General features: G+C 71.3%; 10 protein-coding genes. 3 read left to right on the top strand and 7 right to left on the bottom strand.

The window, feature by feature from the left end; translation table 11 throughout:
* Window positions 1-417: 417 nt before the first annotated feature.
* Window positions 418-1,098, top strand: coding sequence for a response regulator (locus tag ACIP9H_RS06540; protein ID WP_401581780.1), 681 nt, complete (start codon window positions 418-420; stop codon window positions 1,096-1,098).
* A 98-nt stretch (window positions 1,099-1,196) separates the two neighbouring features.
* Here ACIP9H_RS06540 and ACIP9H_RS06535 read toward each other — a convergent pair whose 3' ends face one another.
* Entirely contained in the window at window positions 1,197-1,994 is a 798-nt protein-coding gene (locus ACIP9H_RS06535; protein ID WP_401581777.1) for a DUF1963 domain-containing protein, read from the bottom strand.
* A 114-nt stretch (window positions 1,995-2,108) separates the two neighbouring features.
* Here ACIP9H_RS06535 and ACIP9H_RS06530 point away from each other — a divergent pair, with 114 nt between their 5' ends.
* Entirely contained in the window at window positions 2,109-2,783 is a 675-nt protein-coding gene (locus tag ACIP9H_RS06530; RefSeq protein ID WP_401581775.1) for a hypothetical protein, read from the top strand.
* A 108-nt stretch (window positions 2,784-2,891) separates the two neighbouring features.
* Complete coding sequence (locus tag ACIP9H_RS06525) at window positions 2,892-3,632, top strand: SOS response-associated peptidase (protein WP_401581773.1); 741 nt, start codon at window positions 2,892-2,894, stop codon at window positions 3,630-3,632.
* A 490-nt stretch (window positions 3,633-4,122) separates the two neighbouring features.
* Here the strand turns inward: ACIP9H_RS06525 and ACIP9H_RS06520 are convergent, their stop codons facing one another.
* The 6 genes from ACIP9H_RS06520 to ACIP9H_RS06495 form a co-directional block, all read right to left on the bottom strand.
* A complete protein-coding gene (locus ACIP9H_RS06520) occupies window positions 4,123-6,381 on the bottom strand; it encodes a PQQ-binding-like beta-propeller repeat protein (protein WP_401581770.1) in 2,259 nt (752 codons plus the stop codon).
* Between the two features lie 172 nt (window positions 6,382-6,553).
* Window positions 6,554-7,090, bottom strand: coding sequence for an NUDIX hydrolase family protein (locus ACIP9H_RS06515; protein WP_401581768.1), 537 nt, complete (start codon window positions 7,088-7,090; stop codon window positions 6,554-6,556).
* 185 nt (window positions 7,091-7,275) lie between these two features.
* Entirely contained in the window at window positions 7,276-7,815 is a 540-nt protein-coding gene (locus ACIP9H_RS06510) for a hypothetical protein (RefSeq protein ID WP_401581765.1), read from the bottom strand.
* Between the two features lie 131 nt (window positions 7,816-7,946).
* On the bottom strand, window positions 7,947-8,420 hold the full coding sequence (locus ACIP9H_RS06505) for a carboxymuconolactone decarboxylase family protein (RefSeq protein WP_360907705.1): 474 nt from the start codon (window positions 8,418-8,420) through the stop codon (window positions 7,947-7,949).
* A 151-nt stretch (window positions 8,421-8,571) separates the two neighbouring features.
* Entirely contained in the window at window positions 8,572-10,110 is a 1,539-nt protein-coding gene (locus ACIP9H_RS06500; RefSeq protein ID WP_401581763.1) for an MDR family MFS transporter, read from the bottom strand.
* Window positions 10,111-10,363: 253 nt separating this feature from the next.
* Window positions 10,364-12,586, bottom strand: a complete 2,223-nt coding sequence (locus ACIP9H_RS06495; protein WP_401581760.1) for a SpoIIE family protein phosphatase — start codon at window positions 12,584-12,586, stop codon at window positions 10,364-10,366.
* Between the last annotated feature and the right edge of the window lie 167 nt (window positions 12,587-12,753).

Genomic DNA, 12,753 nt, shown 5'->3' with positions numbered 1-12,753 from the left:
GCCCCCGAGATGCCCCGCGAACCGGAAGCTCGCCGTGGGTCTTCGGTAACCTCTATCGAGTGAACCTGAGCTTAATGATGAATGAATTATTGCTGCACTTTGATGGACTGGGGGCGTTGAGTTGGGAGCACGTGGGGGCCGGATTGCGTCGTGTGGCCGGGGTCGACGGTGCGAGGGTGGCGAGGGGGCAGCCGGGGTGGGAGATCGGGGCGCGGACCGCGCCGGTGGTGTGGCGGTGATCGGAGGAGTGCTTCCCGTCCGGAGCGGTCCTGTCGAGTGGCCCCGGCGCCGAGCGGCCGGGAATGTCGCGGGCCACTGGGGTGCCGGGGGAGGGATGCCGGGCGACGTGGCGCCATCGGCGGCGAGACGATCCGTTTCCGGCCCACATGCCGACCCGCGCCCGCCCCGGAGGTTCTCGTGACCCGGATTCTTGTCGTGGAGGACGACGAGGCGATCAGCACCGCCCTGTCCCTCGTCCTGCGGATGGAGGGATTCGAAGTCGCGGTCGCGGACACCGGGCCGGGCGCGCTGAGTCAGTTCGGCAGCGACGGTGCCGATATGGTCCTGCTGGACTGGATTCTTCCTGAATTCCCTGGACTTGAGGTGTGCCGCAGGCTCCGTCAGACCTCCAATGTGCCCGTGATCATGGTGACCGCCAAGGACAGCGAGATCGACAAGGTCGTGGCACTGGAAATGGGGGCGGACGACTACGTGACCAAGCCGTTCTCCAGCCGTGAACTCATCGCCCGGATCCGCGCCGTGCTGCGTGGCCGGGGCAAGTTGGACCACGTCCCCTTGAACGTTCTTGAGGTGGGGCCCGTCCGGATGGACGTCGAACAGCACCTCACCACGGTGAACGGAAAAGAGGTCTACCTCCCGCTGAAGGAGTTCGGCCTCCTGCGCTTTCTGCTCCAGAACCCGGGCCGGGTGCTCACCAAGCAGCAGATCCTGGACTACGTGTGGGGTGCGGACCACTTCGGTGACGGCAAGACCGTCGATGTCCACATGAGGCGCTTGCGCATCAAGATCGAGTCGGACCCGGGAAGGCCGTGCCATCTCCTCACCGTCCGAGGGGTCGGCTACAAGTTCCAGAAATGACGCGGGCATGAGTGAGGCGTCATGCGGTTCGACGCCTCACTCGGTGCGGTGTGCCGGGTCGCGTTCGACCCCCGGCCGCGTGGCCCGGCCTGAGGCCGTCAGCAGCTCTGGACCCGCGCCACGGCCTTGCCGAAGTCCCCGGCCCTCAACGCTCCCACCGGGATCGTGTAGTACAAGGTGCCCGCGTCGCCCCAGCCCCATCCGAGGTCCGCCTCCTCCGCAAGCTGGAGCAGGTGGACCGCCGGGCCGTCGGCGTCCCGAGACGTCACCTTCATGGTGTACGAGGTGTCCGGCCATCCGAAGGCGAAGTGGGCGCCGGCGGTGTTCCCGTCGAGATCGCCCATCTCGCTGAGGACGAACGATGGCGCACCCCAGTGCCGGTCCCTGTCGAACTCGATGTCCTCGTCCTCGACGTCCCAGCAGTCGGGGAGCATGGTCACCTCCGCGGCGTGCAGAGGTACGGCGGGGTAGCGTCTCGCCGGTTCGGGCGTGACCGTCCCGACAGCCCGTGCGGGGTCGGCGGGGAGCACGCGGGCAGCGCCGGGTCCGGAGACGTCCAGCGTGCGGAGGACGTCGTACGGCACGTCCGGATCGAGGTGGAAGAAGTTCAGCAGGCCCGGCCGTACGGGCAGTTCGTCCCCCAGCCACGGGGCGAGGGCATCCGTGTCCAGCACGGCGTGCAGGGACAGCGGCATGCCGTCGTGCTCGGGCCAGGGGGTCCCGGGGTCGAGCAGCGCGGGCCCGCCGAGCCGGCACCGGCCGGTGGGCTCGGCGGTGTCCGTGGGCCGGATCAGCCGGAATCCGCGGCGGGCCATGGCGGCGAACTGACGTCCGGCCCTCTCACCGAGCCGATCCGAGCACTCGCGGCTCACGTCGGCCGGGTCGTCGAACTCCATGCCGGGATCTTCTCAGTGCGCCGAGCCGTCGGTCGCGTGGCCCGCCCATGCGATCATGGGGCCCCTCGCCGCGACAGTGGGCTGCCCGGCACCAAGGCAGAGGTCAGGGAGCCGATGGACCGCAAGGACCTGCCGGACGCAGTGACATCGGCTGCTCTCACTCCCGACCGGCAACGCCAAGCCGCCGCGCTGGCACTGTGGCGGCTGCGCGCGCCGCTGCTGGACTTCACGCTCGACGCGGAGTGGGGCATCGACGTCTCCGTCCTGGAATCGATGTTCCTGGCCGCGGCGTCAGCCCCTGACGAGCAGTCGGCCCGCCGGTACGACCAGGCGACGACCGAGCTGCGCCGTGCACCGCTCTTCACGTCCGAGGTGGACCCGGAGGTGCGCGAGCTCGTCCAACTGGAGACCGTCGTGGGCCTGCTGACCTTCGGCGAGGTGCTCGAAACGCATGACCCGGACAAGATCGAGGCGATGGTCGACTGCCCGCGAGGACTTGCCGGCCACCTTGACCGGCTCGTCGAGGACTCCTTCTGGTCCGACCCGGCGGAGGACGCCCACCGCCGGTATTTTGCGGGACTGACCGAACCTGTTCGACGCCACGGCCTCGGCTACCTCGCCTCCCGCAACCTCGCCGTCGAGTTCGCCTGCCACGAGGCTCTGCCGGCCCTGCCGCCCGGTGAAGGCCTGCTCGACACATCCGCCGGCCGGGACCTGATCACGCACTGTGACGACGTCGGCGCCGAACTGGTCCGGGCGCTGCGGTGGTTGAACACGACCGGGTACTAGCGTGCCGACGTCTGACCGGCTTGCCGGAGGCAGCCGGCCCGCGCCCACCCAGGGGAAGGCGTCGTGCCTGCGTGGTCCGCTGTCCGAGCGGCGTGGCAGGGTGGGGGCATGTGCGGCCGATATGTCTCGACACGACGTCCCGAAGACCTGGTCCAGCAGTTCCGGGTCACCGAGTGGAATCCGGAAGCCCTGGTGGCGCCGAACTGGAACGTGGCGCCGACCGATGACGTGTGGGCCGTCCTGGAGGGCGTGGACCGGGGGACCGGGGCGCTGGAGCGGCAGTTGCGGCCACTGCGGTGGGGGCTGGTGCCGTCGTGGGCGAAGAGCCTCAGCGTCGGGTCCAAGATGATCAACGCGCGGATGGAGACGGTGCACGAGAAGCCCGCCTACCGCCGGGCCTTCGCCAAGCGCCGCTGCCTGCTGCCCGCCGACGGCTTCTACGAGTGGCAGGCCGTCCCGGCGACCGACACCACCAAGGCCCACAAGCAGCCGTACTTCATCAGCCCGGAGGGCGGCCACGGGCAGGGCATGGCCTTCGCCGGGCTGTACGAGTTCTGGCGCGACCGCGAGGTCGCCGGTGACGACGAGCCCGGCGCGTGGTGGACGACCTGCACGATCATCACCACCGAGGCCACCGACGCCGCCGGCCGTGTCCACCCGCGGATGCCGCTCACCATCGGCGCCGCCGACTACGACGCCTGGCTCGACCCGGAGCACCAGGACCCCGACGAACTCCGTGCCCTGCTCACCGCCCCCGCCGAGGGCCACTTGGTCACCCGCCCGGTGTCCACCGCCGTCAACAACGTCCGCAACAACGGTCCGCACCTGCTGGACGATGCCGCGTCATGATGATCGCTGCGACGCGGTAAGGCGATTGAGGGGTGGGACCCGAACGCCTTCCCGAACACCGGGCAGAGCGGACGCGAAAGGGATGTCGCGGAGCGTGATGTGGCGAGCGCGGTGCTGTTGCTCCCGTCGGCTTTCACCGCTGCGGGCCTTGGTCTCGCCGCCCAATGGTGCCTGGAGCTTCGGCGTGACAGGAGGCAACGGGCACGCGGCGGTGCAGCCGTGCAGCGCCCGCGGCAGCCTGGGCCAAAGATTTTCGCAGCGGAGTCGTGGACATGGTTCCCCTGTGATGAATGGCGCGTACAGTGAACAACGACCCGTGGTTCAACTGCCAGGCGCGACTACGGCGGCCTCAGGGCCGCCGAGTCGGGCCTGTGCGCGAAGCGCCGCAAGCTGGTGACGTGACGTCACAACCGACGATCGGGTCCCGCCGCCGCGCCTGACATGCCGGGCCCGCCCCCCGCGAGGGAACGGGCCCGGACATCCTCCGGAACTACGGCAGTTCGATGCCCGTGACCAGGCCGTTCTGGTTGCCGACCACCAGGACGTCACCGACGGTCGCCGGGGTGCTGAAGCAGTAGACCAGGCTGTGCTGCAGCCGGCCCCGCCGGGAGCCGTCCTCCAGCGCGACGCCGAGCAGCTTGCCGTCCGCGGACTGGGCCCAGGCCACGCCGTCGGCGACCACCGCACCGGCGTTGAAGACGCGCACCGCCAGGTCCGTCTTCCAGCGCACCTTGCCGGTCGCCAGCTCGACGCGGGACATGACCCCGGTTTCCGTCGTGAACAGGGCGGTGCCGTCGCCGAGGACGAGTGTCGGCGCGTACATGGCGCTGCCCGCCAGCTTCCAGCGCAGCGCGCCGGTGGCGGCGTCCAGCGCCCAGGAGCTGGAGACCGAGCCGACGATCACGACGCCGTCCGCGACCGCGACGACGTTGTCCCAGCCGCTGTAGAGCGCGATGTGGTTCTCGGTGCCGGTGGCCATGGAGAACGACCACAGGGCCGCACCGGTCACCGCGTCGTGGGCGCGGGCCCAGCCGTCGTCGGCCGCCGTGTAGACGCGGGTGCCGTCGCTCGCGGCGCGGCCGGAGGAGAATCCGCGGTCGGGCACCGACCAGAGGGTGTCCCCGCTCGCGGCGTCCAGTGCGAAGAGCGTGCGGCCGGCCGAGACGAACAGCCGCTCCTGGCCGCCGACCTCGGTGACCAGCGGAGCACTCAGCACGGGCGCCCCCGCGTCGAAGGCCCACTTCTGGCCGCCGTCGGCGGTGTCGAGGGCGTAGAGCCGGTGGTCGGCCGACGGGACGAAGACCGTGCGCGAGGCGGCGTCCACCGCCGGCCGGCGGTAGACCGGTCCGACCTGCGTGTGCCACAGACGGGTCGCGGAGGAACGGTGACGAGGACGCAGGGCCACCACGTCGCCGCTGCTGGACGCGACGACGGCGGTCTGCTCGTCACCGGAGCCGAACGCCGCGATGCCGCCCTGGACCGAGCCGGGCAGCTGGTACTCCCAGCGGGCCTTCGGGTCGGCGGCGCCGCGCTCCACCTCGAACAGGGCGGTGTCCTCCCACCAGGTGCCGTCCGCCGCGGTGACCTGGAGGCGCAGCCGCTGGGTGCCGGGGACCACCGAGGAGACGTCCACGGTGCCCTCCCAGCGCCGGTCCGAGCCGGGTTCGGGGGTGAGGGGCTTCCAGACGGGGGTGGCGGCGCCGCCGAAGACGGTCTGCGGGTAGAGGTCGACGGCGACCTGGGCCGGGGCGGCGTCCCCGTCCAGGCGCACGGAGACCGGCAGCAGGCCGCCGGCGACGCTGCCCAGGCGGACGCCGCGCGGGCGCTGCGGGCGGCCGAGGCCGTCGCCGGCCAGCGGCATGTCCGCGACGGGCACCTCGGTCTCGGTCCCGTCGGCGGCCACGTTGACCCGGCTCACCCGCAGCACGGGCGTGCCGTCGGCGGCCGCGGTGCGCTCCACCCAGTAGTACAGGGCTCCGTTGCGGACCGCGTTGAGGCCGATCTGGGTGAGCCCGTTGAACCGGCTCACGACCTCCTTGTGGATGTGGCCGGCGAAGATGCCGCGGACGTCGTGGTCGGCGAGCAGGTCGAGGACGGCCGGCTGGTCGTCGACGTAGTAGAAGGTGTTGCCCATCGGGAAGTGCTGGAAGAGCACCGCGGGCGTGCCGGGGCGCAGGCGCTTCAGGTCGGCCTCCAGCCACTCCAGGCCGCCGGGGCCGAAGTGCCCGGGCTCCTGGAGGACCTGGGTGGGGTCGAAGCCGATGAAGTGCACACCGCCCGCGTCGAACGAGTACGGCGACGGGCCGAAGTGGCTGTGGTACTGCTCCTTGGCGGACGGGTCCCACCGCACGTCGTGGTTGCCGGGGGAGTAGTGCATCTTGCCGTGGAGGGCCGCGGGCAGCACCTCGGCGTAGCGCTCGAACTCGTCGGGACGGCCGGTGTCGGTGATGTCCCCGCAGTGCAGGACGAGGTCCGGGGTGCGGGCGGCGATCGAGGCCCATACCTGGGTCAGCCACACGGTGGTCTGCGGCGAGTCGGTGTTCACGTGAGTGTCGGTCACGAGCGCGAAGCGCAGGGGCGCGTCCGGCTGGACGGCCGGTGCGGCGTTCGCGGGCGCGGCACCCAGCAGGGAGGCGAGTCCGGCCGAGGCGAGCGTGCCTCCGGCGAGACCGAGGAACCCGCGGCGGCCGATGCCGGCGTGACGGCAGGCGTCGTGCGTGGTGCCGGACGACTCAGGCAGATCAGACATGTAAGTCCCGATGGTGCGAGGCGCGAGTGCGCCAGGGTGCAGGATCGGGCACACGGTGGTCCGCCCCGGCAACACCGCCCTTGATGTAAATGGTCGTTACATGGAACATCGGATGTGCGTTCGTCGGCGGGAGCCACGAAGAGGGGGCGACGGAGCCGCCGCCCCCGGGGTGTCAGGACAGGCAGCCGACGTGCGCGAGGGCCTGCTTGAGCAGGATTCCCTGGCCGCCCGGCATTTCCTGCTGCAGGTGCGGGGACGACGCCTCCTGGGGGGTGAACCAGACCAGGTCGAGAGCGTCCTGGCGCGGGTGGCAGTCGCCCACCACCGGGACGACGTAGGCCAGGGACACCGCGTGCTGGCGGGGGTCGTGAAAGTGCGTCACCCCGTGCGTCGGGAAGTACTCCGCGATGGTGAACGGCTGGGGGGACGCCGGGATGCGCGGCAGCGCCATCGGGCCGAGGTCCTTCTCCAGGTGGCGGACGAGCGCCTCGCGGACGCGCTCGTGGTGGAGGACCCTGCCGGAGACGAGGGCACGGCTGACGGTCCCGTCCGGCCCGATACGGAGCAGGAGACCGACATGTGTGACTTCTCCGCTGTCGTCGACCCGCACGGGCACGGCGTCGACGTACAGGATCGGCATACGTGCGCGGGTCAGCTCCAGATCCTCGGGAGACAGCCAGCCGGGCGTGGTTTCGGTCTTGTCGGCCATCGGGTGATCGTACGTGGAGAACCGGCCGATCGGGGAGACTTGTCGGCGCGCCGCTCCGCCCCGTGTACCGGCTGCTCACGTGAGGTGGTAGCCGCGTGCGGAAGGGCGCCGCGGACGGGCGGAGGACGGGCGTCCTCCGGGGCCGCCGTCAGCCGCGGCCCCCGGGGCGTCCGGCGTGTCGCCTGTCAGCGGTTGCGGGGAGGGGCGAAGGGGTTGTCGCCGGGGGCCGGCGCGTCACCGCTCCATGCCGCTCGTGGCGGGGCGGGAGCCCAGTCCGGTCCGCGGTGGTCCAGCCACCATCTGCCGATGGTGTGGAACTTCTCCTCGAAGGCCCGGTCCCGGATGAGGAACCCGGTGAGCGGCGCCCGCAGGCGGGTACTCCGGCCCCCTGCCTCATGGATCACGACGGAGCGGGCGCCGAAGACCCACTCGGTCCCGATGGCCTGCACGTCGGCCCACGGGATGGTCCGGCGGGAGAGGTTGTGCACGACGGCCGCGGAGGGCGTGAGCGTGATCCCGTAGGGACGTGAGAAGACCAGCATCGCGATCGGGAGCACGACGGGTGGCCCGAAGGACTGGCCGACCGGCACTCCGTGCGACCAGGACCAGAGCCCCAGGAGACCGGCGGCCACGGTGACGGGCAGCACGGGCAGCACACGCTGGAAAGGCGTCAACCGGTAGCGGATGCGTACCGGTGGGACCGTCCTGTCCCACAGCTGCTTCACGGCTTCATCCCCCCCGACGCGCGCGTTCGCCCCCGAAGTGTGGCGATGCCAGGACGCGTTGTCCATTCGCGCACCCCGGGTACGGCCCTCCGCGGGACCGGACCCGGGGTGCGCGCCGGGTGGTGGTGCCGTCAGTGGTACTGGCCGACCTGGTAGTCGCCCGCGGGCTGCTGGGTGATGACGTTTCCGCGGTTGAAGGCGTTGATGACGGCGATCTGCGTCACCAGGGCGGCGAGCTGGTCCTCGTCGTAGTGCTTGGCGGCGTTCGCCCACACCTCGTCGGGGACGCCGCCGGCGGCGTCCGCGATGCGGGTGCCCTGCTCCGTCAGTTCCAGCGCGGCGCGCTCGGCGTCGGTGAAGACCGTGGCCTCGCGCCAGACCGCGACCATGTTGAGGCGTACCGCGGTCTCGCCCGCGGCCGCGGCGTCCTTGGTGTGCATGTCGATGCATCCGGCGCAGCCGTTGATCTGACTGGCGCGGATGTTGACCAGTTCGCGCGTCGCGGCCGGCAGGGTCGACTCGGCGAGCGCCTGACCCGCGGCGATGATGTGCTTGATGGCCTTGGCCGCGACCGGGCTTGCCATGATGTTCAGCCTGGCTTCCATGGTGCACTCCTGTGTCGTTGCTGGCGGTTGCACCTCATGGACGGATGAGGCCGCCGGACTGTGACACGGACGCATGTGACGCGCGCCTCAGGTCGGTCAAGAGATGGCCGCCGTCGGGGAGTTCGCGGACTCCCGCTGGGACGGCTCGCGATCAGGCGGCTGTCATCCGCTCCTCGCCCTTGCGCTGCGTCGCCTTCGGCGCGGTCTCGCTTCGCCCTGAAGCCGGCTTGAGGAAGAGGGTGAACACGGCTCCCACGGCGACCAGCGGCGTGATCCACAGGAAACCGGTCCCGGTGGCGCGGGCGAAGGCGTCGAGAGCGATGTCGCGTACGGCGGACGGCAGTTGGGCGATGGTGTCGGGGCGGGACGGGTCCAGGGCGCCGTCGGCGGCGGTGCCCTCCAGCCGGCCCGTGAAGTTGCCGGTCAGCAGGGCGCCGAAGACGGCGACGCCGAAGGCGGCACCGATGGAGCGGGCGAAGGTGACGACCGCACTGGCGGCGCCGAGGTCGGCGGCCGGGACGCTGTTCTGCACGGTGGTCAGGACGACCATGGGGACCATGCCGATGCCGACGCCGGTGACGAGGAAGTAGAGGCTGAGGACGGCGGTGCCGGTGCCCGCGCCGATGGTGGACAGCAGGAGCAGACCCGCGATGTTGAGGAGCATGCCCGCGACGAGGATGGGACGCAGCCGCCCCACGTGGGCGGACCAGCGTCCGGCGAGGGACTGGCTGATGACCAGGCCGACGACGAGCGGCAGCATGTGGATTCCGGAGAGGGTGGCCGAGACCCCGTCGACGATCTGCAGGTAGGTGGGCAGGTACACCAGCACGCTGAACATGGCGGCGTTCGCCACGAAACCGGTCAGCGAGGAGAGAACCACCGTGCGCGAGGTGAGCATCGGCAGCGGGAGCACGGGGGCGGTGGCGCGGCGCTCGACCGGGACCAGCAGCGCGGCCAGCGCGAGCGTGCCGATCATCAGGCCGATGATGCCGGGAGAGCCCCAGCCCCAGCGCCCGCCGAAGGACGTGATCAGCACCAGGCCCGTGGCCACGGCGGCGAGCGTCAGGGCGCCGAGATGGTCGATGCGGGCGGTCGCCGCGTTCCGTCGCCCGGTGGGAAGGGACCGGGCGGCAATGACGACGGCCAGCGCGCCGACGGGGAGGTTGATCAGGAACGCCCAGCGCCAGGAGAGCTGGTCGGTGAAGATGCCGCCGAGGAGGGGGCCGATGATGCTGGCGACGCCGTACACGGAGCCGAACATGCCCTGGTAGCGGCCGCGTTCGCCGGGAGCGACGATGTCACCGACGAGGGCGAAGGTCAGGACGATCATGCCGCCGCCGCCGACGCCCTGCAGAACGCGGGCGCCGATGAGCTCGGGCAGATTCCGCGCGAGGCCGCAGGCGACGGATGCGACGAGGAAGACGACGGTCGAGGCCAGGTAGAGGCGCTTGCGACCGAACATGTCGCCGAGTTTGCCCCACAGCGGGGTGACCGCCGTCGAGGCCAGCAGGTAGGCCGCGCTGACCCAGGCGATGTCGTCGAAGCCGCCGAGGTCCTCGGCTATCCGGGGCAGCGCGGTCGAGACGATCGTCTGGTCCAGTGCCGCCAGGAGGACGGCGAGGATCAGGGCGCTCATGGCCGCGGCGACACCGGGCGAGCGGGGTGCCTTCGCGTGCTGTGGTTCGGGCATGGGGGAGGGACCTTTCGGGGGGTGTACGCGGCCACGGGGTGACGGGCGGGCGCCGCAGGGCGTCGTGAACGCCGCCGGCGATGATCTGCAACATGACTGTAGCAGTTATCGCGTGTTCCTGAGCATGAGAGATGGATTACATAAAGCAATCGCGACACGATGGAGGGCTGTGAAGAGCTGAACGCCGAAACGCGGAACGAAGCCCGCAAGCCGGTCCGCGGCGCGGGCCGAGGAACCTTCGGGCGACGCCGGCTCAGCCGCCGCGCCGCTGCTCCGCACCCGGGATGTCCATCTCCAGCCACACGGTTTTTCCGAGGCCGCACGTGGAGGTGTTCCACGTACGGCACAGTGCGTCGACCAGATACAGACCGCGGCCGTGCTCGGCCTTCGCGCGGCCCTCGTCGGTGAGTGAGTAGGCGGTGGGAACCGGTGGATCGCTGTCGGAGTCGAGCACCTCAAGACGGATGTGGTCACCGAAGGACCGCAGTCGCAGGTCGACGTCGCTGCCGGCGTGGATGAGCGCGTTCGTCACGAGTTCCGACGTGATGAGCACGAGGTCGTCCGACAGTCCCACCAGTCCCCAGTCGCACAGCCGCTGGTGCACGAAGCCGCGAGCCGCCGCCACCCCGTGCAGGTCGCGGCGCTGGACGTGCAGGTGCGCGGCGCGATGCGTCGTGCGGTCGCCCTCTCCCTCGTAGCCGGCCAGCAGCAGCGCCGCGTCGTCGCGGAGTCGGGGTGCGCTGTCCAGCAGCCGGTCGGCGAGTTCCTCCAAGGCGGTGCCCGGCTGCCGGCCGGTGGTGTCGAGGCGTGCGAGGACGTCGTCGTGTTCCGGGTCGAGCAGTCCGTCCGAGGCGAGCACGAGCGCCGTGCCGGGCGGGAGCACGTACTCCGCCGAACGGTAGGGATTCCGCCCGTGGACACCGAGCGGCACATTGGCCGGGGCCCTCATGTGAAGGAGGCTGCCGTCGGGCAGCCGGGCGAGCGGCGCCGGGTGTCCGGCGAGTGCCACCTTGGTCTCCCCTGTCACCGTGTCCAGGACCACCACGCAGCAGGTGGCGAGGAGTTCGGTCCCGAGCCGGGACAGCAGCCGGTCCGTGCGTTCCAGCAGTGCGGTCGGCCCGTGGCCCTCGGTGGCGTACGCGGAAACCGCGGCGCGCAACTGGCCCATGACGGCGGCGCTCTCCATCCTGTGCCCCTCGACGTCACCGATGACGAGCGCCGCGCGGCCGTCCGGCATCGTGATCACGTCGTACCAGTCGCCACCCACTTCGCCCGCGCCGTCAGCGGTTCGGTAACGGGCTGTGACGGTCAGGCCGCGCACCTCGGGGAGCGTGGCGGGGAGGAGGAGTTTCTGCATGCTCTTGGCGAGTGCCTCGTGCCTGGCGCCGAGTTCGATGCGTTTGACCGCCGAGCCCAGCAGCCCGGCCATCATGGTCAATACGGCCCTCTCCTCGGGCGGGAACGTTCTCGGGCCGTCGAACGCCAAGCAGCAGACCCCGACGACGGGGGCGGCGTCGGACATGGGCAGGTCCACGACGTGCCGGCTGCCGACGAGCGGCAGGTATGCGGCGGCCCGCGCTTGGCCGCCGTCGTGCGGATGGGCATCGGACGTATCCGGGAGGAACAGCGCCCGTCCCTGCAGCGCCCGGGCCGCGGGCGTGCCCGAGTGGATTCCGCTGCCGTGCATTGCGCGCACCAGGTGCGAGGAGTCCCCGCTGTGGCCCCGGACCCAAAGACGTCCTTCGACGGCGGAGACCAAGGCCAACGCGTTCGCGTGCAGCGGTGCCATCAGGCAGAAGTCCGCCGCCGCGGTGACATCGTCCATGGTGGTCGCCCGGTTGAGCATGTCGGCCAGGCGGTGCGCGGCGTACAGGAGGGTCAGGCCCGCGGAGCCGAACATGCCCGGGACGCCCCACCGTGCCCTGGTGCCGGGCTCGGCCCGGGGCTCGGTGCCGAAGAGCGGGACCAGCACCGGAAGGCTTCCGGGGGCGATCGTGGCACCACGGGCGAGCAGGTCGGACAGGAGCAGGACGAGTCGCTCGCCGATCCGTGAGAGCCGCAGGCAGTCCGTGTCCTCGTAGGCGCCCCGGTCCTCGGTGCGCAGCACGGTCAGGGAGCCGAAGCGGCGTCCCGCCCCTTCGAGGGGGACCGAGGCCACGATGTAGGGGTAGGGCTTCGCTCCGTGCCCCGGTTCGGCGAGCGGGTCCGGCTCGGCCAGGACCGCCACTCCGTGCCGGGCCAGCGCCCGGGCGGAGGCATAGATGGCGTCCGGGGACATCCGGCCGGGAAGTGTGAAGACTGACGGCGGACTGCCGCCGATCATGGCTGCGCGCAGTTCGCCGGAGGGGGTCAACAGGTACACGGCCGCCGCCACGGCGTCGAGACCGGGGACGGCCCACTGCACTGCAGCGTGCAGAGCCGCCGCCAGTTCCTCGCCCATGCCGCCGGCAGCGTCCGGAACGCCGCGGTCGCTCATGAACTCTTCCGCCGGTAGTGCTCCCCGTGCGGGGGAGCCGTGGATCGTGTCGGCTCACCCCAAGGTTACCGACCGGTTCCTCCCGCAGCCATCGGGAGAGTCGCCCGGGCCGTGCCACCGTCCCGGCCCGCGCCGCAGGGCGCGGGCCGGGACGGCGTCGCACGAGG

The sequence above is a fragment of the Streptomyces sp. NPDC088732 genome, assembly GCF_044751205.1.
GTDB lineage: Bacteria > Actinomycetota > Actinomycetes > Streptomycetales > Streptomycetaceae > Actinacidiphila.
Note: the sequence above shows the minus strand (reverse complement) of the source record. Positions and strands in the feature narration are given on the sequence as shown.

Excerpts from the sequence above, each read along its gene's own strand:
- ACIP9H_RS06525 (WP_401581773.1), top strand. The coding sequence starts at position 2,892 with ATGTGCGGCCGATATGTCTCGACACGACGTCCCGAAGACCTGGTCCAG.
- ACIP9H_RS06500 (WP_401581763.1), bottom strand. The coding sequence starts at position 10,110 with ATGCCCGAACCACAGCACGCGAAGGCACCCCGCTCGCCCGGTGTCGCC.
- ACIP9H_RS06495 (WP_401581760.1), bottom strand. The coding sequence starts at position 12,586 with ATGAGCGACCGCGGCGTTCCGGACGCTGCCGGCGGCATGGGCGAGGAA.
- ACIP9H_RS06505 (WP_360907705.1), bottom strand. The coding sequence starts at position 8,420 with ATGGAAGCCAGGCTGAACATCATGGCAAGCCCGGTCGCGGCCAAGGCC.
- ACIP9H_RS06530 (WP_401581775.1), top strand. The coding sequence starts at position 2,109 with ATGGACCGCAAGGACCTGCCGGACGCAGTGACATCGGCTGCTCTCACT.
- ACIP9H_RS06520 (WP_401581770.1), bottom strand. The coding sequence starts at position 6,381 with ATGTCTGATCTGCCTGAGTCGTCCGGCACCACGCACGACGCCTGCCGT.
- ACIP9H_RS06535 (WP_401581777.1), bottom strand. The coding sequence starts at position 1,994 with ATGGAGTTCGACGACCCGGCCGACGTGAGCCGCGAGTGCTCGGATCGG.
- ACIP9H_RS06515 (WP_401581768.1), bottom strand. The coding sequence starts at position 7,090 with ATGGCCGACAAGACCGAAACCACGCCCGGCTGGCTGTCTCCCGAGGAT.